At 61.6% G+C, this 25,856-nt stretch carries 19 protein-coding genes; 13 read left to right on the top strand and 6 right to left on the bottom strand.

Annotated elements, in window-relative coordinates:
* Window positions 1-13: 13 nt before the first annotated feature.
* Window positions 14-1,363, bottom strand: a complete 1,350-nt coding sequence (gene pvdM, locus AC1Q6Y_RS24535) for a pyoverdine-tailoring dipeptidase-like protein PvdM (RefSeq protein ID WP_492625343.1) — start codon at window positions 1,361-1,363, stop codon at window positions 14-16.
* 252 nt (window positions 1,364-1,615) lie between these two features.
* Here pvdM and pvdP point away from each other — a divergent pair, with 252 nt between their 5' ends.
* Entirely contained in the window at window positions 1,616-3,235 is a 1,620-nt protein-coding gene (pvdP, locus tag AC1Q6Y_RS24540; protein ID WP_492625344.1) for a pyoverdine maturation tyrosinase PvdP, read from the top strand.
* Between the two features lie 264 nt (window positions 3,236-3,499).
* On the opposite strand, the gene AC1Q6Y_RS24545 is transcribed toward pvdP, so the two are convergent.
* The 3 genes from AC1Q6Y_RS24545 to AC1Q6Y_RS24555 are packed head-to-tail and all read right to left on the bottom strand — an operon-like array spanning window position 3,500 to window position 8,048.
* Window positions 3,500-4,894 (bottom strand): efflux transporter outer membrane subunit, encoded by a 1,395-nt coding sequence (locus AC1Q6Y_RS24545; RefSeq protein WP_492625345.1) that lies wholly within the window; start codon window positions 4,892-4,894, stop codon window positions 3,500-3,502.
* A gap of 7 nt (window positions 4,895-4,901) precedes the next feature.
* Window positions 4,902-6,875 carry a MacB family efflux pump subunit gene (locus AC1Q6Y_RS24550; RefSeq protein ID WP_492625346.1) on the bottom strand — a complete coding sequence of 658 codons (1,974 nt, stop codon included), beginning with the start codon at window positions 6,873-6,875 and terminating at the stop codon, window positions 4,902-4,904.
* Window positions 6,876-8,048 carry an efflux RND transporter periplasmic adaptor subunit gene (locus tag AC1Q6Y_RS24555; protein WP_492625347.1) on the bottom strand — a complete coding sequence of 391 codons (1,173 nt, stop codon included), beginning with the start codon at window positions 8,046-8,048 and terminating at the stop codon, window positions 6,876-6,878. It abuts the gene before it with no gap.
* Window positions 8,049-8,453: 405 nt separating this feature from the next.
* On the opposite strand from AC1Q6Y_RS24555, the gene AC1Q6Y_RS24560 reads away from it, so the two are divergent.
* The 7 genes from AC1Q6Y_RS24560 to AC1Q6Y_RS24590 all read left to right on the top strand — a co-directional run bounded on the left by AC1Q6Y_RS24560 (window position 8,454) and on the right by AC1Q6Y_RS24590 (window position 19,059).
* Complete coding sequence (locus AC1Q6Y_RS24560) at window positions 8,454-8,936, top strand: sigma-70 family RNA polymerase sigma factor (protein ID WP_057713952.1); 483 nt, start codon at window positions 8,454-8,456, stop codon at window positions 8,934-8,936.
* Between the two features lie 134 nt (window positions 8,937-9,070).
* Complete coding sequence (locus tag AC1Q6Y_RS24565) at window positions 9,071-10,408, top strand: lysine N(6)-hydroxylase/L-ornithine N(5)-oxygenase family protein (RefSeq protein WP_057713953.1); 1,338 nt, start codon at window positions 9,071-9,073, stop codon at window positions 10,406-10,408.
* A 576-nt stretch (window positions 10,409-10,984) separates the two neighbouring features.
* On the top strand, window positions 10,985-13,699 hold the full coding sequence (mgtA, locus tag AC1Q6Y_RS24570) for a magnesium-translocating P-type ATPase (protein ID WP_407515750.1): 2,715 nt from the start codon (window positions 10,985-10,987) through the stop codon (window positions 13,697-13,699).
* A 151-nt stretch (window positions 13,700-13,850) separates the two neighbouring features.
* Window positions 13,851-14,567 (top strand): MgtC/SapB family protein, encoded by a 717-nt coding sequence (locus AC1Q6Y_RS24575; RefSeq protein WP_057713955.1) that lies wholly within the window; start codon window positions 13,851-13,853, stop codon window positions 14,565-14,567.
* 127 nt (window positions 14,568-14,694) lie between these two features.
* A complete protein-coding gene (locus tag AC1Q6Y_RS24580) occupies window positions 14,695-15,096 on the top strand; it encodes an ANTAR domain-containing protein (protein ID WP_349735383.1) in 402 nt (133 codons plus the stop codon).
* Window positions 15,097-15,204: 108 nt separating this feature from the next.
* Window positions 15,205-15,831 (top strand): response regulator transcription factor, encoded by a 627-nt coding sequence (locus tag AC1Q6Y_RS24585; RefSeq protein ID WP_057713957.1) that lies wholly within the window; start codon window positions 15,205-15,207, stop codon window positions 15,829-15,831.
* Window positions 15,832-19,059: a transporter substrate-binding domain-containing protein gene (locus AC1Q6Y_RS24590; protein ID WP_492625348.1), complete on the top strand. Its 3,228-nt coding sequence runs from the start codon at window positions 15,832-15,834 to the stop codon at window positions 19,057-19,059.
* A gap of 3 nt (window positions 19,060-19,062) precedes the next feature.
* Here AC1Q6Y_RS24590 and dkgB read toward each other — a convergent pair whose 3' ends face one another.
* Complete coding sequence (dkgB, locus tag AC1Q6Y_RS24595; RefSeq protein ID WP_492625349.1) at window positions 19,063-19,866, bottom strand: 2,5-didehydrogluconate reductase DkgB; 804 nt, start codon at window positions 19,864-19,866, stop codon at window positions 19,063-19,065.
* 269 nt (window positions 19,867-20,135) lie between these two features.
* Window positions 20,136-21,044 carry a LysR family transcriptional regulator gene (locus AC1Q6Y_RS24600; RefSeq protein ID WP_492625350.1) on the bottom strand — a complete coding sequence of 303 codons (909 nt, stop codon included), beginning with the start codon at window positions 21,042-21,044 and terminating at the stop codon, window positions 20,136-20,138.
* 104 nt (window positions 21,045-21,148) lie between these two features.
* On the opposite strand from AC1Q6Y_RS24600, the gene AC1Q6Y_RS24605 reads away from it, so the two are divergent.
* From AC1Q6Y_RS24605 to AC1Q6Y_RS24625, 5 genes are all read left to right on the top strand, one after another.
* Window positions 21,149-22,015 (top strand): pirin family protein, encoded by an 867-nt coding sequence (locus AC1Q6Y_RS24605; protein WP_492625351.1) that lies wholly within the window; start codon window positions 21,149-21,151, stop codon window positions 22,013-22,015.
* Between the two features lie 93 nt (window positions 22,016-22,108).
* Window positions 22,109-22,792 carry an isochorismatase family protein gene (locus tag AC1Q6Y_RS24610; protein WP_008049795.1) on the top strand — a complete coding sequence of 228 codons (684 nt, stop codon included), beginning with the start codon at window positions 22,109-22,111 and terminating at the stop codon, window positions 22,790-22,792.
* A 56-nt stretch (window positions 22,793-22,848) separates the two neighbouring features.
* Window positions 22,849-23,475, top strand: coding sequence for an isochorismate family cysteine hydrolase YcaC (ycaC, locus tag AC1Q6Y_RS24615; protein ID WP_057713962.1), 627 nt, complete (start codon window positions 22,849-22,851; stop codon window positions 23,473-23,475).
* A gap of 222 nt (window positions 23,476-23,697) precedes the next feature.
* Window positions 23,698-25,140 carry a mechanosensitive ion channel domain-containing protein gene (locus tag AC1Q6Y_RS24620; protein ID WP_492625352.1) on the top strand — a complete coding sequence of 481 codons (1,443 nt, stop codon included), beginning with the start codon at window positions 23,698-23,700 and terminating at the stop codon, window positions 25,138-25,140.
* A 264-nt stretch (window positions 25,141-25,404) separates the two neighbouring features.
* On the top strand, window positions 25,405-25,845 hold the full coding sequence (locus AC1Q6Y_RS24625) for a carboxymuconolactone decarboxylase family protein (RefSeq protein WP_154861462.1): 441 nt from the start codon (window positions 25,405-25,407) through the stop codon (window positions 25,843-25,845).
* Window positions 25,846-25,856 lie beyond the last annotated feature (11 nt).

Consider the following 25,856-nt stretch of genomic DNA (forward strand, 5'->3'; position numbering starts at 1 on the left):
CAATAGATAAGAATCAGTGCTGGACCACAGGCCGGGAAGACTTCTGCACCTGGTCCCAGACCCGCAGGAAATTGCCGCCCCAGAGTTTGGCGATGTCGGCGTCGCTGTAGCCGCGGCTGATCAGTTCGGCGGTCACGTTGCGGGCCTCGCTGACGTCTTTCCAACCGTCCAGGCCGCCGCCGTCGTTGAAGTCGGAACTGATGCCTACGTGGTCGATGCCGATTTTTTTCACTGTGTAGTCGATTGCATCGCCGTAATCCTTGAGGGTGGCCTTGGGTTCTTCGTCGAGGATCGAATAGAGCTGGCTGGCGTACTCGCCGAAACGCTGCTCGGGCCAGACGGTGATCACCGGGTCGCCGGGCATCAATGCCATCTCCAGACCTTGCAGCGGTTGCAGGTCGAAACGGGCGCGCAGGGCGTTGAGTTTGTCCTGGGTGGCCTGGCTCAGCGGGCGGATATAGGTGGGGAAGCCGACGATCTGCACTACGCCGCCGCTGTGCTTGATCAATTGCATTTCCGTGTCACTGAGGTTGCGCGGGATGTCCACCAGGGCGCGCGGTGCCGAGTGGGAGGCGACCATCGGCGTGCGACTCAGTTGCGCCACTTGCTCCAGGGCCTTGGTCGACATCTGCGACACATCGATGATCACGCCCAGGTCATTGAGGCGATGCACCGCTTGCTTGCCGATGTCCGACAGCCCGCCCAAGGCATCCCGGGAATCGTTGAAGAACGGCAGTGGCCGCGACGAGTCGGCCCAGGCGTTGTTGCCCACGTAGCTGAAGCCGAACATGCGCATGCCGCGCGCAGCCCACTTGTCCAGCGCATTGAGGTCATTGCCCAGCGGGTAGGCGTTGAGCATGCTGATGAACACCGCGAACTTGCCTTCGCCGTGCAGGCGGCGCAAGTCGTCGGGGGTGTAGGCGATGGCCACTTGATTGGGGAAGTCACGCACCATCGCGCTGATGATCTTGTAGCGGGTTTCCTGCTCAAAGCGGGCTTCGTCGACGAAGCCGGCGGTAGGGCGATGGGGCGCGTTGGGACCGTTCCAGATCTCCGGCCAGCCGAAAATCGTCAGCGCCGCCCCGGACAGACGCCCGCGACCGGTCTTGACCAGGTCGAACTGGCCTTCACCATCCTTGTCGACTTCGTTGCCGGCGGTGCCGAAATCCATGGGCACGGTGATGTGGCTGTCGAACGAGAGGATGCGTTCCTGCAGTTGCTCGGCCTGTTTCATCACCTTGACCGGGTAGCCGGGGTTGTCCCTGAACCAGTGATCCCAGGCCGCGAAGCCTGCACCCGCGCTGATCGCCAGGGCCAGCGGCAGGCCGATGAAAAGAGCCTTTTTCGAACGTAATTTTGTCATTGCCGTCTCAGTCAGGTTCGCCGCCCCGGATCAGGCGCTGGGGCCTTTGCTATCTGGGGGGAACGAGTGGCTGACCGGAAAATTTAGCGCGGCTGATGGCCTCATCGCGAGCAAGCTCGCTCCCACAGGGATCTTCAGTGCGACATAGATCCAGTGTGGGAGCGAGCTTGCTCGCGATGCTTTTAAATTTATGCGGGCAACAAACGTTCTAGCTTGGATAAAGCCTGCTCCATGGCTGACACAGGTAGGGCAATGACGATTTCTCGACGATGGTTCCTCGCGGGTCTGGCGCTGACCGGTGCCGCCGTGCCGGCGGTGTATTACGGGCATCGCGAACTGACCAGGCCGGACCCGACGATCACCCCAGGCGAAGCTTCGTTCGAGGTGGCGGATGTTGCCGGCCAACGCTTGGCGGATACCTTGCGCGGGGTCTGGCAGATTCGTTTCGAAGGTCGTGACGCCGGCATCGAAGGTTTGCCCCTCGAAGGCCTGGAAGTGTTCCTCGACATCGGCCACAAGGGGCGCGGTGTCAGTGGTTATCTCGACACCGCCGAGCGTTTGCGCTCCACCGAAACGCCCCGTTACCGGGTGCTCGGCGATCTGTCCGGGACCAACCCGAAGCAGCTGGGTTGGCGTCTGCTGGGCGCCAGCGGCTGTTGCGATTACGAGTTCGACATGACCCTGGACGAGGTCTGGGCCGGTTTCGGTAATGCTGGCAGCGGCAGTCTCAGTGGACGTGTGCTGGACCTGAATCGGCCACTGATGCTGACCGCCCAGGACAATCGCTTCATCGCCGTCAAACGGGTATTCCCTGAAGCTCGCGAGCGCGCCGGCCTAAATCCGACCCTGCTCGCCTGGCTGGTATCGCCGGAGCACCGGTTGTTCCACCAGCTCTGGCATGCCTCCCGGGACAAGTGGCACAAGCTGTCCGAAGACCAGCGCGGCGCCTTGCGCGGGCTCGGCTGGCAACCCGGACCGCGGGACCAGGAGCGCGATGCCCGAGGTGTGCGCAAGGATCGCAACGGTTCTGGCGTGGACTTTTTCTTCATGCACCGGCACATGCTCGGCACCGCGCGTTCGATGCAGGACCTGCCGTCCTGGACGCATTTCCCGTTGCCGCAACCGGAGCTGGCGCGGGACCGGCTCGGCTTTGCGCGTTACTTCGACAATCACGACGGCACCGCGCTGCCGCCGACCTGGCTGGCCGAGGACGATGACGAGTACTCGCAATGGGTCAGCGACATCAAGACCGGCGAGACGTATCACAGCAATTTCCAGGTCTGGGAATCCCGCTACCGCGATCCGCGCTACCTGTCGACGCTGACCCTCGGCCAGTTCGGCTCGGAGGTCGAACTGGGCCTGCACGACTGGCTGCACATGCGCTGGGCTTCGGTGCCGCGTGATCCGTCCAACGGTCAGCCGGTGCCGTTCGCCCGGGATCCGGCGGACTTTTCCGCACGCTGGTTTGCACCGGAAAACGATTTTCTCGGCGACCCGTTTTCTTCCCATGTCAGCCCGGTGTTCTGGCATTTCCATGGCTGGATCGACGATCGCCTGGAAGACTGGTTCCGCGCCCACGAGCGTTTTCATCCGGGGCAGGTCAGTCGGCTGCAGGTCAACGGCGTGCAATGGTTCGCGCCGGGACGCTGGGTCGAGATCGACGACCCGTGGCTCGGCCCGAGCACCCACGGTTGCAGCACCACACCGGGGTTGCAGGCCGGCAAGTCAGTGGAAATGGACCCGGAAACCATGAAGCTGGCGTTGCGCATTACCTTTGGCGAGGACGAGACGAAACTGAAGGATTTGTTCCGCAAAGTGCCGCAGCGGCCGTGGTATGCACGCAATCTGAAGGCTAAGCAAAGCCAGGCTTGATACCGCGTTATCGTTCAATCGCGAGCAAGCTCGCTCCCACATTTGAACCTGGTCGTACACAGACTTTGTGTTCACTGACGATCCACTGTGGGAGCGAGCTTGCTCGCGAAGGCGTCCTGCCAGGCAATGTTGATGTTGGATGTGCCGGCCCCTTCGCGGGCAAGCCCGCTCCCACAGGGTTTTGTGTTTGCCGCATGATCCGGGCACGACGCATGACCTGTGGGAGCGAGCTTGCTCGCGATGGCGTCCTGACAGGCCCAGCAACTACAAGACTTGCCACCCACCCCCAAGCGCCTTGTACAGGGCAATACTCGCCTGCATCCGCGACAACCGCAGCTGCACGTTCAAATCCTGCGCCGCGTACAGGGTGCGCTGGGTCTCCAGCACCGTCAGCAAATCCTCGGCCCCGGCCTGATAACGGCTTTGCGCGATATTGAAGGCGGTCTGCGCCTGGCTCAGTTCTTCACTCTGCCACCCGCGCTGCTCATCCAGTCCGCGAATGCTGTTGAGGGCTTTTTCGACGTCGGCGAAGCCGTTGATGATCGCGCTGCGATAGGTTTCCAGCAGTTCTTGCTGACGCGCCGTGGCCTTGTCGCGCTGGGCGCCGAGGCGGCCGTTGTTGAACACCGGCGCAAGCAGCCCGGCGGTGAGGTTGTAGAAGGGGCTGCGCAGGATGTCGTCGGCCCGGTCGGCACCGGAGCCGATTTCGGCGGTGAGGGTCACGGTCGGCAGCATCGCGGCCCGGGCGACGGTGACGTCGGCCTGGGCCGCGGCCAGTTGCGCCTCGGCCCGGGCAATGTCCGGACGGCGGCTGAGCAACTGGCTGGGTACCCCGGCGTCAATCGCAGGCCAGGTCAGTTGATCGAAGCGTTCCTGCCCCAGCGACAGCGCCTGAACCGGGCGGCCGAGCAGGGCGGCGAGGCTGATCCGTGCATCTTCGGCCTGTTGCTGCACCAGCGGTAGCTGGCGTTGCTGCGCCGCCACCAGGCTTTTTTGCTGTGCCAGTTCCAGGGCTGTGGCCGAACCCGAATCGAAACGGGTCTGCACCAGTTTCAACACGCTTTGGGCATTGGCCAGATTCAACTCGGCGATGCGGCTCTGCTCCTGCAACGACAAGGCTTGCGCGTAACCGTTGGCCACACCGCTGAGCAACGTCAGTTCCACGGTGGCCTGATCGAACTCGCTGGCTTTGAGACTGAATTGCGCGCTGTCGCGGTTGGCCCGCTGGCCACCCCAGAAATCGATTTCGTAGCTGGCAACCAGGTTCGCCGTGAAGTAGTCGACGGCGTCGTTATCGCTGTCGGCATCGAGCTGGCTGTAGCCGCTGCCGCGCAGCAATTTCTGGCGGTTGGCGTTGACCCCAGCCTTGACTTCGGGCAGTTGCGAGCCGCCGGCAATCACCGTGTCGGCCTGGGCCTGGCGCACTCTGGCGATGGCCGCGGCCAGGTCGTAACTGCCGAGCCGCGCCTGTTCGATCAGGCGACCCAGTTGCGGGCTGCCGAAGCGGTTCCACCATTGCTGGTTGTCATGGACAGCGCCTGCGGTGTGCCGGGATTGCCAGGCAGCCGGCGGCTGGACGCCGCTGTCGGGGCGCTGTGGCGGGGTGCCGCAGGCGCCGAGCAACAGGCACAGGGTTAACACACTGAGTGGCGGCTTCATCAATCGATCATTCACTGGTAAGGGCCGTGACCGGGTCGAGTCGGGCAGCCTTGCGGGCCGGCATGTAGCCGAAAACGACACCGGTGACCAGGGCGCAGCCGAAGGCACCCAGCACCGCTATCAGGGAGAACGCGACAGCGACTTCAATGAAAATCAGCACGCCACCGACGATCAGCGCCAGGGCTATCCCGGTGAGGCCGCCCACCACCGAGAGCATCACCGCTTCGGTGAGGAACTGGCGCAGGATGTCGCGCTGGCGGGCACCGGTGGCCATGCGGATACCGATCTCGCGAGTCCGCTCGCGCACAGTCATGAGCATGATGTTCATCACGCCGATCCCGCCCACCAGCAGCGAAATGGCCGCAATCGAGCCGAGCATCAGCGACAGGGTGTTTTGCGTGCGCGCCTCGGCCTGGATCATCGCCGCGTTGTTGGTCAGTTCGAAGTCTCGCTTGCCGTCGTGCAGGCGCAGCATCAGTTGCTCGATGGCTTTTTCGGTTTCCTTGACCTTGCGCGCGTCGGCGGCGGCGATGGCGATGTACTCGGGATTGTGGGTGCCGAACAGGCGCACGCTCGCGGCGGAGTAGGGGATGGCGATACGGTCGTCGCTGTCGGAGTCGCCGGAGCTGGCGCCTTTTTCCGCGAGCACGCCGACCACCTGGAAGGGTACGTTTTCGATCAGGATGTACTGGCCGATCGGGTTGGCCACGTCCTTGAGCAATTTGGTCCGCACCTTGTGCCCGATCACCGCGACCGCCGCGGCGTTCTGTTCATCGGCGTGGGTGAAGTAGCTGCCTTCGACCACCGGCCAGTTGAAAATCGCCGGGAAGTTGGTGTCGTTGCCGCCGACGTAGCTCATGTGATCAAGGTTGCCAAAGCGCACCCCGGCCTCCTGGCCGTTGACCGGCATGATCCGCATCACCTGGGGCAAGCTGGCAATCGCGGCGACCTCATCGAGGGTGACGATGCCCATGGGCGTGCGCGGGTTGGGCGCCGAGCCGCTGAGGTAAATGATGTTGGAACCGAACGCGCCCATTTGCGCCATCACCTGGCGCTTGCTGCCTTCGCCCACGGCCAGCATCACCACCACCGAGGCGACGCCTATGATGATGCCGAGCAAGGTCAGCGCGGTGCGGAACTTGTTGATCCACATCACTCGCCACGCCGCATGCACGGCATCGACCAATTCGCCTTTCCAGGCGCCGGTGGCTTCGGCGCCTTCGCTCAGGCGCTTGCGCAAATCGACGGCTTGCAGGGCGCCGGGGTTGGCAGAGTTTTGCGCGGTGGGATTGTCCCGGGCGCTGTCGCTGATGATCTCGCCGTCGCGAATTTCAATGATGCGTTTGGCCCGGGCCGCCACTTCGCGGTCGTGGGTGATGAGGATCACCACGTGGCCCTGGCTGGCCAGTTCGTCGAGCAGGGCCATGACCTCGGCGCCGCTGTGGCTGTCGAGGGCACCGGTGGGTTCGTCAGCCAGGATGATGTGGCCGCCATTCATCAATGCGCGGGCAATCGACACCCGTTGCTGCTGCCCGCCGGAGAGTTGATGGGGGCGGTTGCCGGTGCGCGAAGCCAGGCCGAGACGGTCGAGCAGGGCGGCGGCGCGAGCGTGGCGTTCAGCGGCTGGGGTGCCTGCGTAGATGGCCGGCATCTCGACGTTTTCCTGGGCCGAACCGGAGGGAATCAGGTGGTAGCCCTGGAACACAAAACCGAAGGCTTCACGACGCAGCCAGGCCAGTTCGTCACTGTCCAGCGCCGCGACGTTTTCCCCGGCGAAGCGGTATTCGCCCGAGGTCGGGCGGTCGAGGCAGCCGAGGATGTTCATCAGCGTCGATTTGCCGGAGCCGGAAGCGCCGACGATTGCCACGAACTCCCCGGCATGGATCGACAGGTCGATGCCGCGCAGCACATGGACTTCAGGCGCGTCGCCACCGCCGTAGGCTTTGCGGATGTCCGAAAGGTCGATCAGGGGCGTGTGCATTCAGCCGCCACTCCCGTCGATCGGGCCGATCAACAGGTGATCGCCCTCCTGCAGGCCATCGAGGATCTGCACCCGCAGGCGGTCGCTGATGCCGGTGCGCACGTTGCGCTGCTCGATGCTGCCGTTGCTGGCGACCACTTGCGCGGTCTGCCGGTCTGTCTGCGGGCCTGCCTGCAGGGCGGCGATGGGCGCGGTGAGAACGTTCTGCGCCTGATTGGCGACGAAAAATACCTGGGTGGTCATTTCCGCCATCAAGGCGTTGTCGGCGTTGTCGACGTCCAACAATACGGTGTACAGCACCACGCGGGCACTCCCGCTTTTGCTGGTGCTGGCGGGGCTGCCGCCGCCCTGGCTGGTCTGGTCCAGCGGCTTGGGCGGAACGGGGAGGATTTGCCGCACGGTGCTGGTCCAGCGCCGGGTGCCGCCGCTAAGGGTGGTGAACCAGGCGTGCATGCCGGGTTTGACGTGGCCGATGTCGGCCTCCGAGACCTCGGCCCACACGGTCATCGGCGACAGCTTGGCGATGCGCAGGATCAGCGGCGTTTGCTGCTGGGCGTTGAGGGTCTGGCCGACCCGGGCATCCAGCGCCACCACGGTGCCGGCCATCGGCGCATAAATTCGCGTGTAGCCGAGCTCCGCCTGATCGCTGCGCAGGCTGGCTTCGGCCTGGCGGATCTGCGCCTGGAACATGTCGACCCGTGCCTGGGTGGCGCGCAGTTCGGCCTGGGCGGTCTGCACGTCTTCTTCACGGGTGGCGCCGCCGGCGGCCAGGTTCTGTTGACGCTGGTGTTTCTGCCGGGCCAGGTCGTGCTGCGCTCGCTGCTCCTGCAGCTGCGCCTTGAGGTTTTCGATGGAGAAGCGCCCGGCATCGAGTTTGGCCTGTTGCGTGGACGGGTCGATTTCCACCAGCAACTGGCCTTCCTTGACCACGTCGCCGACTTCCACGTGAATCTTGTGGATCTGCCCGGAGGCCTGGGCGCCGACGTCGACATAGCGCCGCGGTTGCAGGGTGCCCAATGCCGTGACGCTGCTTTCAATGTCGGTGCGGCTGACCTGAACGGTGACGAGCCCGTCGCGGCCCGGCGGGATGAACTGCCAGGCGGCGACGGCTACCACGGGGATCAGACAAAATGCTGCAAGCAGGGCGCGTCGGGTCTGTCGGGGACGTTTCATGCAGGGTTCCGGCCTAGGAAATCGGCCCGTCGTTCAGCAGCAGGTCGATGGCTGAACGCTGCCGGCAGGGCCGGACAGGGACGGGGAGCTGTCCTGTAAACGTAGAAAGCGCCGGGGAATTTAGGTGCTGACAAAAACTAATGTAGGAGCGAGCTTGCTCGCGATGGACGTCAACGATAACGCGTGCTGTCTGGGTCAACACGTTGTCCTTGATGCCTTCGCAAGCAAGCTCGCTCCTACAGGGTTTGTGACTAAATACCAGGCAAGTTGAAGCAGTACTTTAAATCTATATGAGAATTACTATAAATTACGCGACTCGAACTGCCATTATCGTGCCACTGCTTATTTCAACGGTCACGCAAAGGGCTCAAGGACAGAAACCGCACCCCCGTGCGGACGGGAGTCATGTTGGAAAACTACTATCGCGAACTGGTGTGTTTCCTGAACGCCAGGCTGGGCAACCGTCAGGTGGCCGAAGATGTGGTGCATGACGCTTATCTGCGGGTCCTGGAGCGTTCCAGTGATACGCCGATCGAGCAGCCCCGGGCGTTCCTTTATCGCACCGCCCTCAACCTGGTTATCGACGACCATCGGCGCAACACCCTGCGTCAGGCCGAACCTCTTGAGGTGCTCGACAATGAAGAGCGCTATTTCACCCCTTCGCCGCATAACGTGCTCGATCATGGCCAGCGTCTGGAAATGCTCCAGTGTGCCCTGGCGGAGTTGCCGAGGTTGTGCCGCGAGAGTTTCCTGCTGCGCAAGATCGAAGGCCTGTCCCATCCGCAAATTGCCGAGCAACTGGGCATTTCCCGGGCAATGGTCGAGAAGCACATTGTCAATGCCATGAAGCATTGCCGTATACGGATGCGACAGTGGGACACCCAGTGAGCCTGCGCGGTTAAATTTTTTTTCACGGTCCTCGTTCCTACTCAACAGACGACCTGTTGTGCGGCCCTTGGTGGGTCAGGTCACTTAGGTTCAATGCCCCCGCCTTTGAGGGGAACATCCAGAGGACACTGGAAATGACACAGGCAATTGCATCGCCCCTCGTTCACGACCTGATCGGCGTCGGTTTCGGCCCCTCGAACCTGGCACTGGCCATCGCGCTGCAAGAGCGCGGGGCGAGCCAGGGCAACCTGGATGTGCTGTTTCTCGACAAGCAGGCCGACTACCGCTGGCACGGCAACACCCTGGTGACCCAGAGCGAGTTGCAGATTTCCTTCCTCAAGGACCTGGTGACCCTGCGCAATCCGACCAGCCCTTACTCGTTCGTCAATTACCTCAAGGCCCACGGGCGCCTGGTGGACTTCATCAACCTGGGCACCTTCTATCCGTGCCGCATGGAGTACAACGACTATCTGCGTTGGGTCGCCGGGCAGTTCACCGCGCAAAGCCGCTACGGCGAAGAAGTGCTGACCATCGAGCCGGTGCTGCACAACCATCAGGTCGAGGCGTTGCGGGTGATTTCCCGCGATGCGACCGGGCATCAGCAGGTGCGCACCACCCGGTCGGTGGTGGTCAGCGCCGGTGGCACGCCACGTATTCCCGAGGTATTCAAGGCACTCAGGGATGACGGCCGGGTGTTCCATCACTCCCAGTACCTGGCGCAGATGGCCAAGCAGCCGTGCGTGGACAACCGGCCGATGAGCATCGCGATCATCGGAGGCGGGCAGAGCGCGGCAGAGGCCTTCATCGATTTGAACGACAGCTTCCCATCGGTGCAGGTGGACATGATCCTGCGCGGCTCGGCACTCAAGCCGGCCGACGACAGCCCCTTCGTCAACGAAGTGTTTTCCCCGGAGTTCACTGACCTGGTGTTCCAGCAGCCAAGCAGCGAGCGCGAGCGCCTGGTGAACGAGTACCACAACACCAACTACTCGGTGGTGGACATCGATCTGATCGAGCGAATCTACGGCATCTTCTATCGGCAGAAGGTCTCGGGCATCGCCCGTCATGCGTTCCGCACCCTGACCACCATCGAAAAGGCCACCGCCAACGAACGGGGCATCGAACTGGTGTTGCGCAACAACGCCACCGGCGAAGTCTCGGTGCGTCACTACGACGCTGTGGTGCTGGCCACCGGTTACGAGCGGCAGATGCACCGCAAGCTGCTGGCACCGCTCGAAGAGTACCTGGGTGATTTCGAGGTCGATCGCAACTACAAACTGATCACCGATGAACGCTGCAAGGCCGGCCTCTACATGCAGGGCTTTTGCCAGGCCAGCCATGGGCTGAGCGACACCTTGCTGTCGATCCTGCCGATTCGCGCCGATGAAATTGCCGGCTCGCTGTATGAACACGGCAAGCATCGCGGGCATGGCCGGTCGGTGGTGGATTTGTTGTTGGCCACTGCCAGCTGAGTCCTGCGGCGACTAAAAGGCCGCCATCGCGAGCAAGCTCGCTCCCACAGGGAACCGCATTCCAATGTGGGAGCGAGCTTGGTCCGGGCGGCGTTCCGACGATGGGGCCACTGAAGTCACCCAAAACACTCAATCCTGAACCCTTCCTGAAGAACCCCGCGATTCCCCCCGGCAAGCTTTTATAGCGGGTTTACTCTCCAAACTTCGGGGCGTAAGCTTCGCGCGTTTTCATCCATTACGGAGACCCACAGTGGGTACTTGTTCGAGTGACAGTTGTCGGCCGGTCTCGGTAACCGGCATTTTCTCGGCAAGATAACGCGCAGTCTCCTGTGCCGTTGTCTCGCCGACAAGCGAGCAGCGGCATCCCGATCATGGCCCGTCCTGGCCGTGTCCCGACGTCCCTCTCATCGACGCTGAACAGTGCGTGGTTTCGACTTGTTGTCGTGGCCGCCGCTCTATCGACACGCCTGTCATTCGTGACCGGCGTGCCAGGCCTTGCTTTGCCGGTTGTTCCGGCGCAAGAGGCGTGGACTCGCCTGCTCGACGGTTTCCCGGCTGACCAAAGGGGCACCAGCCATGAAACTTAACCTCAAGGAATTCTTCGCAGGCTTCCTGCGTAACCGTCACATCGCCCGGCACTTCCGTAGCCTGGCGTTGCTGGAAACCTTCACCGACACCACGGTCAGCCGTGAAGTCCCGCCCAGCCTGGCGCAAACCCTGGTGGCCGCTGCCGGCAGCGACACGGGTCAATTGCTCAACACCCTGGGCAGTCACACCGATGGCTTGAGCGAGCTTGAAGCCGATGCCTTGCGCGAGCAGTTCGGCCTCAATGAAGTCGAGCACGAACAACCACTGCCTTGGTGGACGCACCTGTGGCACTGCTACAAGAATCCGTTCAACCTGCTGCTGACGTTGCTGGCGGTCATCTCCTGGCTGACCGAAGACATGAAAGCCGCCGTCGTGATTTTCTCCATGGTGGTGCTCTCGACCTTCCTGCGTTTCTGGCAGGAAACCAAATCCAACCAGGCCGCCGATGCTCTCAAGGCGATGGTCAGCAACACCGCCACGGTGATGCGCCGGGACCTTGAGGACCGCGGCGCGCAGCGTATCGAATTGCCGATCAGGCACCTGGTGCCGGGCGATCTGATCGTGTTGTCTGCCGGCGACATGATTCCCGCCGATTGCCGGGTGCTCAGCGCCAAGGACCTGTTCGTCAGCCAGGCTGCCATGACCGGCGAATCGATGCCGGTGGAAAAGTTTCCCCGCCAGCAGGACCGTGACACGCTCAATCCCCTGGACCTGGACAACATCCTGTTCATGGGCACCAACGTGGTGTCCGGCACGGCCATGGCGGTGATTCTCACCACCGGCAACAGCACCTATTTCGGTGCCCTGGCCCAGCGGGTCGGCGCCACCGACCGGGCACCGACTTCGTTCCAGACCGGGGTCAACAAAGTCAGCTGGCTGCTGATCCGCTTCATGTTCGTGATGGCGCCGCTGGTGTTGTTCATCAACGGTTTCACCAAGGGCGACTGGACCGAAGCGCTGCTGTTCGCGCTGTCGATCGCCGTGGGCCTGACCCCGGAAATGCTGCCGATGATCGTCACCTCGACCCTGGCCAAGGGCGCGGTGTTCCTGTCGCGCAAGAAAGTCATCGTCAAACGCCTCGACGCTATCCAGAACTTCGGCGCCATGGACGTGCTGTGCACCGACAAGACCGGCACCCTGACCCAGGACAAGATCTTCCTGGCGCGTAACGTCGATGTCTGGGGCCATGACTCCGATGACGTGCTGGAAATGGCCTACCTCAACAGCTACTACCAGACCGGCCTGAAAAACCTGCTGGATGTGGCGGTGCTCGAACACGTCGAGATCCACCGTGAACTGAAGGTCGGCACGGCGTTTCGCAAGGTCGACGAGATCCCGTTCGACTTCACCCGCCGGCGCATGTCGGTGGTGGTCGCCGAGCGCGATCAACCGCACTTGCTGATCTGCAAGGGCGCGGTGGAAGAGGTGCTGGCGGTGTGCTCGCGGGTGCGTCATGGCGAAGTCGATGAAGCCTTGACCGAAGAACTGCTGGCGCGCATCCGTCAGGTCACGGCCACGTTCAACGCCGAGGGCCTGCGGGTGGTTGCGGTAGCGGCACGGCCAATGGTCGAAGGCCGCGATACCTACAGCCTGGCCGACGAACAGGCACTGACGCTGATCGGTTACGTGGCATTTCTCGATCCGCCGAAAGAAAGCACCGCACCGGCCATCAAGGCCCTGGCCGCCCATGGCGTGGCGGTGAAAGTGCTGACCGGCGATAACGAACTGGTGACGGCGAAAATCTGCCGCGAAGTCGGCCTGGAGCAGCAGGGCCTGCTGATGGGCAATGACATCGAACGCATGAGCGACGCCGAACTGGCGAAAGCCGTGGAGACCACCAACGTCTTCGCCAAACTGACGCCCTCGCACAAGGAGCGCATTGTCCGTCTGCTCAAGGGCAACGGCCATGTGGTCGGTTTCATGGGCGACGGCATCAATGACGCCCCGGCCCTGCGTACCGCCGACATCGGTATTTCGGTGGACAGCGCCGTGGACATCGCCAAAGAAGCGGCCGATATCATCCTGCTGGAAAAGAGCCTGATGGTGCTGGAGGAGGGTGTGCTGGAAGGGCGCCGGACCTTCGCCAACATGCTCAAGTACATCAAGATGACCGCCAGTTCGAACTTCGGCAACGTGTTCTCGGTGCTGGTGGCCAGTGCGTTCATCCCGTTCCTGCCGATGCTGCCGATGCACCTGCTGGTGCAGAACCTGCTCTATGACATTTCGCAGATCGCCATTCCGTTCGATAACGTCGATGACGAAATGCTCAAGCAACCGCAGCGCTGGCAGCCGGCGGATGTCGGGCGCTTCATGCTGTTTTTCGGGCCGATCAGTTCGATCTTCGACATCACCACGTTCGCCTTGATGTGGTACGTGTTCGATGCCAACACCCCGGATCACCAGACCCTGTTCCAGTCCGGCTGGTTCGTGGTCGGGCTGCTGACCCAGACGCTGATCGTGCACATGATCCGCACGCCGAAAATCCCGTTCCTGCAAAGCCGCGCGGCCATGCCCTTGCTGGTGATGACCGGGCTGATCATGGCCGTGGGGATTTTCCTGCCGATGGGACCGTTGGCCCATTACTTCAAATTGCAGGCGTTGCCTTCGCTGTATTTCGTGTTCCTGCCGGTGATCCTGCTGGCGTACATGGCGCTGACCCAGGCGGTGAAGGGGTTCTACATTCGCCGGTTTGGCTGGCAATAAAGCCGCGAGGCTGGCCAATCGACGCAACCCCTGTGGGAGCGAGCTTGCTCGCGATGACTGAGTGTCAGTCGATATCCATGTCAACTGATACACCGCCATCGCGAGCAAGCTCGCTCCCACAGGGGATCGTGTGTTTTTCAAAGGATTCATCATGCAAGCACTGAACAACCTCAACCTGACCTCCCTGCTCGACACCCTGGTCAGCCTCAGCGCGGCCTTCATCCTCGGTGGCCTGATCGGTTTCGAGCGCCAGTACCGGCAGCGCACCGCCGGCCTGCGCACCAACGTGCTGGTGGCGGTGGGCGCGGCGATTTTCGTCGACATGGCCAACCGTCTCGCCGGTGCCGAAGGTGCCGTGCGGGTCGTAGCTTATGTAGTTTCCGGCATCGGCTTTCTCGGTGCCGGGGTGATCATGCGCGAAGAGGGCAACGTGCGCGGTCTCAACACGGCCGCCACGCTCTGGACCTCGGCGGCAGTCGGTGCCTGCGCCGGTGCCGACCTGCTGGCCGAGGCGTTGCTTGGCACCTTGTTTGTGCTCGCGGCCAACACCTTGCTGCGGCCGATCGTCAACAACATCAACCGTCAGCCGCTGGATGTGATTTCGGCGGAGGTCACCAACATCGTCTATGTCATTGCCCGACGCACGCAGCAGAAAGCCGTGCTGGCCTTGCTCGAAGCCGAGCTGGAACGCAGTAACTACCCGGCCAGCGATGTCGATGTGCACGCCTTCGGCACGGATGAAATTGAAATCGAAGCCACCCTGGCCACCACTTCGGTCGATGGTGATGAGCTGGATGCGCTGGTGGCACGGATTTCGACCTCGACCCTGGTGGTGCAGGCGTTCTGGAGTCCGAGTACCACGGAGTAAGGGCCAAGGTTTCCCTGGCAAGCGTCAGACTAACCGGCTTTTATTTAGGAAAATTCCTACATAAACCCAGGAAGGTCTTCCGTAGGCTTTGCGACCTCTTGAAATCGACATCCTTTTGGAGGTCACCATGCCGAACAAATCCTTGCGCATCCTGATCGCCGATGCGCAGCACTTCAACCGCCTGCGGATCGAGCGACTGTTCAATCAGCTCGGCTACTTTCGCGTAGCACCGGTGCAGAGCCTCGACGAGCTCCTGCCACTGGTGGAGTACGGTTGCGAGCCTTTGGACCTGGTGCTTATCAACGGGGCGATGGCCAGCGAAGGGCTGGACCTGTTGAGTTTTTTTGCCGACAACCCGCAGGTTCATCACGCGTTTATCTTCAATGAACAGCAGACGCCGTTGCCGCCCGTCGCGGGCAACGTCCAGGTCAGCCGGACTGCCCTGCCTGACCTGGTGTGCATTACGCAGCTGATGAGCGCTGTCGATCGTCGGCTACCGTTTGTCGGAACTGTCATTTCTGTCAGGTAGTTCTTTGCAGCCTTCCATGCAAAAGTCTATGCGCAGCGTTGTGTCCAACCGCTGCGGTGCCTGGAGGGCATTTTTTGCCCGATCGTGTTGGTTTGCACGGGAGATGTCATGAAGTCAGCACTGATTGCGGAAGATCATCCGGTGGTTCGCTCCATGATCAAACTCGTACTCAAGGGCGAAGGGTTCAAGCGGATTTACGAGGCCTGCCGTGGCGATAAGGTCCTGACGTTGATCCGGGAGCATCAACCGGATGTCGTGCTGCTTGATCTGGGCCTTCCCGGTGTGGCGGGGCTTGAGGTGATGGACCGTATCAAGACCGAAAAGATGCGATGTCGCGTGGTGGTGTTCACCTCGCTGGAGGCCCAGTTCTATCAGGACCGCTGCATGCGTGCCGGGGCTGTTGCCTATGTTTGCAAGAGCAAGGACCTGGATGACCTGAAGGCGGCGGTGAATTGCGTGATGGCCGGCTACACCTATTTCGCTCAGATTCCCTCCAGTTCCGTGTCGATGGGGGAGTTGCAACGCAGCGAAAAGCAGTTGATCGACAGGCTGTCCAATCGTGAGTTGACCATCCTGCAGTACCTGGCCCGGGGGTCGAAAAACCTCGAAATCGCCGAGATCATGCACCTGAGCTACAAGACCGTCAGTACCTACAAGACCCGACTCACCCTCAAGCTCAACGTGAACTCGTCGGTGCACTTGAGGGATTTCGCCCTGCGCAATCATCTGATCTGAATGAACGCACTCCGACGACTGGCAGGTGGGGTACTGATCGGCCTTCTTCTCTGGGCATCAACGGTCTGTGCACAACAGTCGTTGACCCTGTTGGGACGCTCGAGTGTCGAAGGCCTGAGCGTCAGGTTGTCGGAAACCGAGTCGCGCTGGCTACAGCAAAAGGGCCGATTGGTGCTGGCTGTCTCGGCGCCGGACTATCCCCCCTTCGAGTTCAACACGGCGGGCAAGGTATTCGAAGGCCTGACAGCCGATTACGCCGGCTTGCTCGAACAATTGCTGAACGTCGTCATTGAGGTCCAACGTTATCCGTCGCGGGCCGACGCGGTGCAGGCCATCAAGGAAGGGCAGGCAGACCTGCTGGGAACGGCCAATCGATTTGAAGCCGAAGATCCACAGTTACAGATGTCCAGCGCGTACGCGGTCGATCAACCGGTGCTGGTCACGCGCACCGATTTCCCTCCGGTGCGCGACCCGACACTGGCCGGCAAGCGGCTGGTGATGCTGTATCACTACCTGCCCGAATACAGCGTGCAACAGTTCTATTCCAGGGCGCAGGTCCAGCTGTTTCCTTCGACATTGGCGGCGATGGGCGCCGTGGCTTTCGGCCAGGCCGATGTCTACCTGGGCGATGCGATCAATGCCCATTACCTGATCAGCAGAAATTACCTGAACAACGTACACCTGACGGACTTCTCGCCCATGGAGTCCGGGCGTTTTGCCTTTGCGATGGCCCGCGACAACGATTCGCTGTTGCGCATCGTCAACAAGGCGCTGGCGGCCATCACCACCAATGAACAAATGAACATCCTGCGTCGTTGGGGGGCAAACGGGGTGTCTATCCCCGGCACCCAGTCATTGCAATTGAGCGTGGCCGAACAACGCTGGCTCGAACGCCACCCACGGGTGAGGGTCGCGATCAACGAAAGCATTCCGCCGATTTCATTTATCGACAGCGAAGGCAAGTTCCGCGGTATTGGCGTCGATGTGCTGACGAAAATCAGTTTGCGCACCGGCTTGCAATTCGACATCCGGGGCATGAAATCGGTGGCCGAGATGATGACCGGCATCAGGAGCGGGCAGATCGATGTGCTGGCCGGTATCGGCCTCAGTTCCCAGCGTGAAGATCAATTGCTGTTCACCCGGGCGTTCCTGAGCAGCCCTTCGGTGCTGGTGACCCGCGTGGCCGCGGACAGCCCCAGGACACTGGATGACATGGCAGGGCGAACCCTGGCACTGACCCAGGGCAACATTGTCGGCGAGTACCTTCTCCAGCATTACCCGCTGATCCAGCTGGTGGATGCACCATTGTCGACGGACGCCATGGAAATGGTCGCCGAAGGCAAGACCCACGGCGGCATCAACTCCTTGATCAGTGCCCGTTACCTGATTTCCCGGCAGTATCGCGATCGCCTGCAAGTGACCAGCACCGTGGGCACCGACCCTGCACGAAGCACCCTGGCAACCAGTCGCGAGGCCACTGAGCTGCATTCGATCCTGGACAAGGCGCTGTTGAGCATCCCTCCCGAAGAAATTGACGAGCTGACCCAGCCCTGGCGCTATGACTCGATGGTCGAGCAGAGTTACTGGTTGCGACACCGGCAGGCGATCGTGAAGGCGTTTGCAGTGGCGGGTGTCTTGCTGTTGCTCGCGTTGGCCGGGATCGTCTGGCAGCGGCGCCAGATTCGCCAGCGTCAGCAATTGCTCGGACAACTGCAGGAAGCCAAGGACGCGGCGGACGACGCCAACCGGGCCAAGACCACGTTCCTGGCCACCATGAGCCATGAAATCCGCACGCCGATGAACGCCTTGATCGGCATGCTCGAACTGGCGCTGAAACGGGCCGATGAAGGGGAGACCGACCGCGCCGCCATCGAAGTGGCGTCCAACGCCGGGCAGCAGTTGCTGGATTTGATCGGCGACATTCTGGACGTCGCGCGGATCGAATCCGGGCATTTGTCGCTGGCGCCGGAGCGGGTCAATCTGCAGGCGCTGGTGACGTCGGTCTGCCGGGTTTTCGAAGGGCTGGCGGTGCAGAAGAATCTGCAGTGGCGGGTCGAGCTCGACGAACACAGTGACTGTGACGTGATGCTCGACCCCACGCGCTTCAAACAGGTGCTGTCCAATCTGCTGAGCAATGCGATCAAGTTCACCCGGGAAGGCCAGGTGAAGCTGACGCTGGGAGTGCGACCTCAAGCCCCGGCGCACCTCGCCGTCAGCGTACAGATCGAGGACAGCGGCATCGGTATCAGCGCTTTCGACCAGCAACGCCTGTTCAGCCCTTTCGTGCAGGCGGGCAACAGCCAGCAGAGCGCCCGGCAAGGATCCGGCCTGGGTCTGGTGATCAGTCGTATCCTGTGCGAAATGATGGGCGGCCGGTTGCAACTCGACAGTCAGCCTGGGCATGGGACGCGGGTGGACATCAGCCTGGTGCTGCCCGCCCTGCAAGCGTTACCCGCGGGGGGCAAGCCCCTGGATCCGGCGCAGCTCACGACCCGGGCGTTGTCGATTCTGGTGGTCGACGATTATCCGGCCAATCGCCTGTTGCTCTCGCGGCAGCTGAGCTACCTGGGCCATCGCGTGGTGCTGGCTGAAGACGGGGCGCAGGGGCTTGAACAGTGGCGCGGGCAAGGGTTCGATCTGGTCATCACCGACTGCAACATGCCGGTGCTCAGTGGTTACGAATTGGCGGGTGCGATACGTGCGCAAGAGCGGGTGCAGGGGCTGTCGCCGACGCTGATTCTGGGCTTTACCGCCAATGCGCAGGCCGAGGAGAAGGTCCGATGCCAGGCGGCGGGCATGAACGATTGCCTGTTCAAACCCATTCGCCTGGTGGATTTGCAGGCGTGGCTGGCCCAGCGGTTTTCCAGCGCACCCTCAACGGCAATCGACGATCCAGGCGTCGCCGAATTCGATTTGAGCGGGCTGGAGCGCTTTGCGGATGCGGACCGTGAGCTGATCGATCAACTGTTGCACGATCTGGCGCTGAGCAACCGCGAGGATCGCGTGCATTTACTGGCCTTGCATGCCGGCGGCAATCGCCCGGGCTTGCAGGAACTGGCACACCGGATCAAGGGCGGGGCGCTGATGGTGCGAGCGCTTGCCCTGGTCGAGTGTTGCGAACAACTGGAGCAGGCGTGCAATGACGGCCGCGGGGCACTGATCGACGACGCCGTCGACCAGCTACAGCAAGCCATGGCCCGCCTGGACCGGCATCTGGAGCAGGATTGAGGCTCAATCCCAGTTCGGTGCGATGCCTTTCGGGCTGGTCAAGCGGTGGCCGCGATCCAGCGTTTCGATCAACGCCATGTCGGCTTCGCTCAAGGTCAGCTCGCGAGCCTTCAAGTTGCTTTCAAGGTTGGCCCGGCGAGTGGAAGACGGGATCACGGCGTAACCCGATTGCATGGCCCAGGCCAGGGTGACCTGCGCCGGTGTCGCGTGCAGACGATCGGCGATCTGCTGGATGAGCGGATCCTTGAGGACTTCACCGTAAGCCAGGGTCATGTACGAGGTGATGCCGATGCCCTGGCTGCGTGCGAAATCGACGACCTCCCGGTTTTGCAGGTAAGGGTGCAGTTCGATCTGGTGGGTAGCGATGTGCGCGGCACCCGTGGCGGCGATCGCCTGTTTCATCAGGTCGATGGTGAAGTTGGACACGCCGATCTGCCGGGTCAGGCCCAGGTGTTTGGCTTCGAGCAGGGCGCCCATGAATTCTTCGACCGGCACCTGATCATCCGGCGACGGCCAGTGGATCAGGGTCAGGTCCAGGTAGTCGGTCTGCAGTTTGCGCAGGCTTTCCTTCAAGCTGTCGATCAGACGATCACCGGCCAGGTTGGCGACCCAGATCTTGCTGGTGATGAACAACTCTTCCCGGGCGATGCCGCTGGCGGCGATAGCCTCGCCGACGTCGGCTTCGTTCTCGTAGATTTGTGCGGTATCGATCACCCGGTAGCCAAGCGCCAGGGCGGTGCTCACCGAATCGATGACCACCTGGCCTTGCAGGCGAAACGTACCCAGGCCGAAAGCGGGAATAGACATTGAAGACTCCAGAGGTTGCAGTGGGAATGGGCGGCAGTATCGGCGCCTGTATCCGTGAGAAAAACCGCTGGATTGGCAAAGCAATGTTTACCGGAAATCAAGAATCGGGGCAGACCGATGTATTGAAGGTGTCTGGTCTGGCGCCATCGCGAGCAAGCTCGCTCCCACAATGATCCGGGTCGTACACAAATGCTGTGGACGCAGTGAATCCCTGTGGGAGCGGGCTTGCTCGCGAAGGCGGCGACTCGGTCCAAAGCCTTACCCCGCCCTTAAGCAATATCACTGCGGCTGAACTCCTCCCCGAGAAAATCGATCAACGTGCGCACCGAAGGCAGCAGGCCCCGACGCGAGGGGAAGATCGCATGGATGACACCGCTTTTCGGTGCCCAGCCCGGCACCAGTTCCACCAGTTGCCCGGCAGCGATTTCATCGCGCACCACCACACTGGGCAGGTGCACGATGCCGATCCCGGCGACCGCCGCATGGCGCAAGGCCAACAGGTCATCGGTGACCATACGCGGTGCATGCCGGATCATCGCGGTGCTGCCATCGGCCCCGAACAGTTCCCACTGATATTCACGCTGCGCCGCGCCCCAGTGCAGGCTCGGCAAGCCGCAGAGGTCGGCCGGGGAGGCCGGTGTCGACAGGCGCGATAAAAAGGCCGGGCTGCCGACCACGCTCTGGGTGCTGTTGCCCAGCACCTTCATCACCATGTCGGTGTTTTCCAGCGGGGGGAAACGTACCCGCAGGGCAATGTCGAAACCCTCATGGATCAAGTCGACCCGGCGGTTGGTACTCTCGATGAACAACTCCACCAGCGGGTACTTGAGCATGTAGCGGGTCAGCATCGGCCCGACCCAGGAATTGAGCAGCGCCGTCGGGCAACTGACACGCACCAGGCCCTGAGGCTCGGAGCGATTGCGTTCGATCAGTTCGGCGGCGCTTTCCGCCTCCACCCGCATGGCCAGGCAGCGCTGGTAATAGGCCTGGCCGATTTCCGTCAATGAGCAATGCCGACTGGTGCGGTGCAGCAGGCGCACGCCGAGACGTTCTTCAAGCTCGGCAATGCGTCGGCTGAGCTTGGACTTTGGCATGTCCAGTGCCCGGCCGGCCGCGGCGAAACCGTGATGCTCCACCACTTGGGTGAAGTAGTAGAGGGTGTTGAGGTCTTCCACCATCGTTCTCCAGATAGAACGCTAAAGCTGATTTTTGCAGTCTAGCGCAGCAAAGGTCACGGTTTTAAGCTTTGTCCATGGCTTCACTCACCTCACCAGGAGACACCATGAAAAACATCATCGGTATCTACACCAGTCCACGGACCCATTGGGTTGGCGACGGTTTTCCGGTTCGCACGCTGTTTTCCTACGACAACCTGGGCAAACACATCAGCCCGTTCCTGATGCTGGATCATGCCGGCCCCGCTGAATTCACCCCGACCACCGAACGGCGTGGCGTTGGTCAGCATCCTCATCGTGGCTTCGAAACCGTGACTATCGTTTACAAGGGCGAACTGGAGCACCGGGACTCCACCGGCAGTGGCGGCAAGATCGGCCCTGGCGATGTGCAATGGATGACCGCTGCCTCGGGGATCCTGCATGAAGAGTTTCACTCCGAAGGTTTCGCCAAGAGCGGCGGCACCCTGGAGATGGTGCAACTGTGGGTCAACCTGCCGGCCAGGGACAAAATGGCCGACCCCGGCTACCAGACGATTCTCGACCGTGACATCCCGGCCATCCCCTTGAAGGACAACGTCGGCAGCCTGCGCCTGATCGCCGGAGAGTTCGATGGCCACAAAGGCCCGGCGCGCACCTTCACCCCAGTCGACGTGTGGGACATTCGTTTGAATGCCGGCAAGTTGCTCACCCTTGACCTGCATGAAGGGCGCAATACCGCGCTGGTGGTTCTGCGTGGCACGGTTCAGGTCAACGGCCTGGAATCGGTGCGCCAGGGACAACTGGCCCTGTTCGACCGCAAGGGCGATCAGGTGAGCCTCGAAGCCAGCGAAGACGCGGTGGTGCTGTTGCTCAGCGGCGAGCCGATAGACGAGCCGATCGTCGGCCACGGGCCGTTCGTGATGAACACCGAGCAAGAAATCCACCAGGCCTTCGCCGACTTCCAGTCCGGTCGCTTCGGCCGGATGCACGCTTAGTTCGCAACGCTTTTACACCCGACTCTACACAGGATGAGTAGGCCGGTTTTCAGGCCAGGGATGGCTATTGCCCAAAAGAAAGAGGAAACGCACATGAACACTGTCTACGCGGCCAACTTCAACGGCCAGAAACCGACCATCGACCCCAACGACAGCGCAATGCTGTTGATCGATCACCAGAGCGGGCTGTTCCAGATCGTCAAGGACATGGACGTGCCCCAATTGCGCGCCAACGCCATTGCCCTGGCCAAGGCCGCGACCCTGCTCAAGATGCCGGTGATCACCACTGCTTCCGTTCCCCAGGGGCCGAACGGGCCGTTGATCCCGGAAATCCACGAGGCCGCGCCCCATGCGCAGTACGTGGCGCGCAAAGGTGAAATCAACGCCTGGGACAACCCGGAGTTTCACGCGGCGGTCAAAGCCACCGGCAAGAAAACCCTGGTGATCGCCGGCACCTTGACCAGCGTGTGCCTGGCGTTCCCGTCCATCGCCGCCGTGCATGAGGGCTACAAGGTGTTTGCCGTGGTCGACGCCTCCGGCAACCACTCGAAACTGGCCACTGATCTGACCGTTGCCCGTCTGGCCCAGGCCGGGGTGGTGCCGATCGACATCATGGCTACGCTCTCTGAGCTGCAAGGTTCGTGGAACCGCCCGGACGCCGAGCAGTGGGCCGCTGTCTACGCCCAGGCCATGCCGCATTATCAGTTGCTGATCGAGAGCTACCTCAAGGCCCAGCAAGTGGCGAACGAACACGAAGCGCTGGACTCCCAGCGCTAACCGGTTACCCCACGCCGATTTCCAATCGGCATCGATAACATGCGAGGACTACTGCAATGACTTCTTCCTACAAGCGTCTGGACAAGGACAACGCCGCGGTTTTGATGGTTGATCATCAGGCGGGCCTGCTGTCTCTGGTGCGCGACATCGATCCGGATCGATTCAAGAACAACGTGCTGGCGCTGGCTGACCTGGCCAAGTACTTCAAGCTGCCGACCATCCTCACCACCAGTTTCGAAACCGGTCCCAACGGACCGCTGGTGCCCGAACTCAAGGCACTCTTTCCCGACGCGCCGTACATCGCTCGCCCGGGCCAGATCAACGCCTGGGACAACGAAGATTTCGTCAAGGCGATCAAGGCCACTGGCAAGAAACAACTGATCATCGCCGGTGTGGTGACGGAGGTGTGTGTGGCATTCCCGGCGCTTTCGGCGCTGGCCGAAGGTTTTGACGTGTTCGTGGTCACCGACGCGTCCGGCACCTTCAACGAACTGACCCGCGAATCGGCGTGGCACCGTATGACCGCTCAGGGCGCGCAACTGATGACCTGGTTCGGCCTGGCCTGTGAACTGCACCGCGACTGGCGCAACGACATCGAAGGATTGGGCACGCTGTTCTCCAACCATATTCCGGATTACCGCAACCTGATGACCAGCTACAGCACACTGGCCAATAGCAAGTAACTTCGGCATCACTCATCCCCCCTGTGGGAGCGGGCTTGCTCGCGAAGGCTGCTTAACTTTCAACCTATGTGTTGACTGTTATACCGCTTTCGCGAGCAAGCCCGCTCCCACATTGGTTTTGTGGTGTTTTTGGGAGGGTGTTCATCCCGCCAAATCAAATGCTCCTACACTGAGGCCAATCCATGCGATCTTCGCGTTATTGGCCCTGGCTGGAGTTGCTTGATGCTGTCATTGCTCACCGAACACCCGCTGATTTGCGCGATGGCGCTGATCCTGATCGATCTTGGGTTGTGGTACTTGCTCAGTGCACTTGGCAGCGCCTGGCGGCTATTGGTACGGGTGGTGATTTTTTCGTTGTTCAGCCTGCTGTTGTTCAACGAAGGCCTGAACCCGATGGAGCCGCCGCCCTGGGCTGACAACGTACCCTTGCATCTGGCGGCCACTGGCTTGCAGATCGGCTGGTGGTTGTTCGGCGCGCGGACCCTGACCGTGCTGATCGGCGCGGTGATGATGCAACGGGTCGGGCACACCGGGCGATTGCTTCAGGATCTGCTCGGTGCGGTGATTTTCCTGATCGCGGTCATTGCCGCCCTGGCCTATGTGCTCGATCTGCCGGTCAAGGGCGTGCTGGCGACGTCCGGTGCGTTGGCGATCATCGTCGGGCTGGCCTTGCAAAGTACCCTCAGTGACGTGTTTTCCGGGATCGTCCTGAACACCACCAAGCCCTATCAACTCGATGACTACATCTCCATCGATGGCATGGAGGGCCGGGTCACCGACATCGACTGGCGTGCCACGCGCCTGCAGACCTCCCAGGGTTGCATGGCGGTGATTCCCAACTCCCTGGCAGCCAAGGCCAAGATCATCAATTTCAGTCGGCCGAGCGATATGTTCGGCATTTCCGTTTCGTTGGAAGTGAGCCCCCACGCGCGGCCGAACACGGTGATCGATGCTTTGGAGCGGGCCATTCAAGGTTGTCGTGCGTTGCTCGATACGCCGTCGCCAAGCGTCGGCCTGAAAACCGCCAGCAACACCGGAGTGGTCTACGAAATCAGCGGCTTTGTCGCGTCGATGGACGAGAAACGTTCAGTGCGCAACCAGCTGTACGATCTGGCCTATCGGCACTTGCAGGCATCCGGGGTCAGTTTGTTGTCGAGCGTGGAGCCCAGTCCGCCGGTCAACTCGACTCGCAAACGCGCGTTGCTCGACAGCTCGCCGATTTTCTCAACCTTGCGCCAGGAAGAGAAAGACACCTTCAGCCAGAACATGACCCTGCAAACCTTTCGCGCCGGGGAGGTGATCCTGGAAGCGGGGCAGGTCAGCGATCACTTGTTCATTATCGAATCCGGCGTGATCTCGGTGACCTTGATGCGTCACGGGGCGCCATACGAATCCGGACGCATGGGGCCGGGGGAGGTGTTCGGCGAGGCAGGTATTCTCACCGACAGCGCGCTGCCTGCGCAGTTTACCGCCAAGACATTCAGTGGCCTGTACCGCATCGAAAAGTCATACCTCAAGCCGTGCCTGGATGCCCGTCACGAGATCAACGATGCAATGCAGGCCTTGCTCGATTATCGACTGCAAAAAGCGAAAACCCTGACTCAGGACCTACCGGTGGCGGTGGAGAAAAAGGGCTTCCTGCGATGGTTGCGCAGTCGGGTGTGAATGGCCGCTGCGCGGATCGTCGGATCGCCGCCCGGAGCAAGCTCGCTCCCACAGGGGAATGCGATCAAACGTGGGAGCGAGCTTGCTCGCGATGACGGCAATGAACTCACCAAAAGTGAAGAGTGAAACCCATCACCCCCGCGTTTCCACCAACAGCCAGGAAGGCACCGCCAATGGCCTCCTCGACTTCTGAAAGATTGGCTATTTGTGTAGAACGGTCGGGGGACTAACGTAGTCACACACCCACCTGCCCTGGAGCACGCCATGCAACCCCGTATCGATTTTTACACCGCCTCCCCTGATGCCCTCAAAGCGATGATCGCCCTGGAAACAGCGGTGTCGAAGCTGCCGCTGGAAAAAAACCTGATCGAACTGGTCAAGCTGCGTGCCTCGCAAATCAACGGCTGCGCCTTCTGCATCGACATGCACACTGCTGATGCGATCAAGGGCGGTGAAACCCCGCGCCGCCTGTTCGCCGTGACAGCCTGGCGCGAAGCACCGTTCTTTACCGAGCGCGAACGCGCTGCGCTGCTCTGGACCGAATCCCTGACCCAGCTCAGCCTGACCCACGCTCCGGATGAAGACTACGAAATGGTCAGCGCCCAGTTCTCGCCCAAGGAAATGGTCGACCTGACCGTGGCTATCAGCACCATCAACAGCTGGAACCGTCTGGCCGTAGGTTTTCGCAAAATGCCTCAGGCCTGACCCGAACAAGC

It is taken from the genome of Pseudomonas sp. GW823-FHT06E10, assembly GCF_058794995.1.

Bases quoted from the DNA above. Each gene is read 5' to 3' on its own strand.
- AC1Q6Y_RS24605 (WP_492625351.1), top strand. From the start codon at position 21,149: ATGAAAAACATCATCGGTATCTACACCAGTCCACGGACCCATTGGGTT.
- AC1Q6Y_RS24585 (WP_057713957.1), top strand. From the start codon at position 15,205: ATGAAGTCAGCACTGATTGCGGAAGATCATCCGGTGGTTCGCTCCATG.
- AC1Q6Y_RS24560 (WP_057713952.1), top strand. From the start codon at position 8,454: ATGTTGGAAAACTACTATCGCGAACTGGTGTGTTTCCTGAACGCCAGG.
- AC1Q6Y_RS24620 (WP_492625352.1), top strand. From the start codon at position 23,698: ATGCTGTCATTGCTCACCGAACACCCGCTGATTTGCGCGATGGCGCTG.
- pvdM (WP_492625343.1), bottom strand. From the start codon at position 1,363: ATGACAAAATTACGTTCGAAAAAGGCTCTTTTCATCGGCCTGCCGCTG.
- AC1Q6Y_RS24580 (WP_349735383.1), top strand. From the start codon at position 14,695: ATGCCGAACAAATCCTTGCGCATCCTGATCGCCGATGCGCAGCACTTC.
- AC1Q6Y_RS24610 (WP_008049795.1), top strand. From the start codon at position 22,109: ATGAACACTGTCTACGCGGCCAACTTCAACGGCCAGAAACCGACCATC.
- mgtA (WP_407515750.1), top strand. From the start codon at position 10,985: ATGAAACTTAACCTCAAGGAATTCTTCGCAGGCTTCCTGCGTAACCGT.
- AC1Q6Y_RS24600 (WP_492625350.1), bottom strand. From the start codon at position 21,044: ATGGTGGAAGACCTCAACACCCTCTACTACTTCACCCAAGTGGTGGAG.
- AC1Q6Y_RS24550 (WP_492625346.1), bottom strand. From the start codon at position 6,875: ATGCACACGCCCCTGATCGACCTTTCGGACATCCGCAAAGCCTACGGC.
- AC1Q6Y_RS24555 (WP_492625347.1), bottom strand. From the start codon at position 8,048: ATGAAACGTCCCCGACAGACCCGACGCGCCCTGCTTGCAGCATTTTGT.
- AC1Q6Y_RS24590 (WP_492625348.1), top strand. From the start codon at position 15,832: ATGAACGCACTCCGACGACTGGCAGGTGGGGTACTGATCGGCCTTCTT.
- ycaC (WP_057713962.1), top strand. From the start codon at position 22,849: ATGACTTCTTCCTACAAGCGTCTGGACAAGGACAACGCCGCGGTTTTG.
- AC1Q6Y_RS24575 (WP_057713955.1), top strand. From the start codon at position 13,851: ATGCAAGCACTGAACAACCTCAACCTGACCTCCCTGCTCGACACCCTG.
- pvdP (WP_492625344.1), top strand. From the start codon at position 1,616: ATGACGATTTCTCGACGATGGTTCCTCGCGGGTCTGGCGCTGACCGGT.
- AC1Q6Y_RS24625 (WP_154861462.1), top strand. From the start codon at position 25,405: ATGCAACCCCGTATCGATTTTTACACCGCCTCCCCTGATGCCCTCAAA.
- AC1Q6Y_RS24565 (WP_057713953.1), top strand. From the start codon at position 9,071: ATGACACAGGCAATTGCATCGCCCCTCGTTCACGACCTGATCGGCGTC.
- dkgB (WP_492625349.1), bottom strand. From the start codon at position 19,866: ATGTCTATTCCCGCTTTCGGCCTGGGTACGTTTCGCCTGCAAGGCCAG.
- AC1Q6Y_RS24545 (WP_492625345.1), bottom strand. From the start codon at position 4,894: ATGAAGCCGCCACTCAGTGTGTTAACCCTGTGCCTGTTGCTCGGCGCC.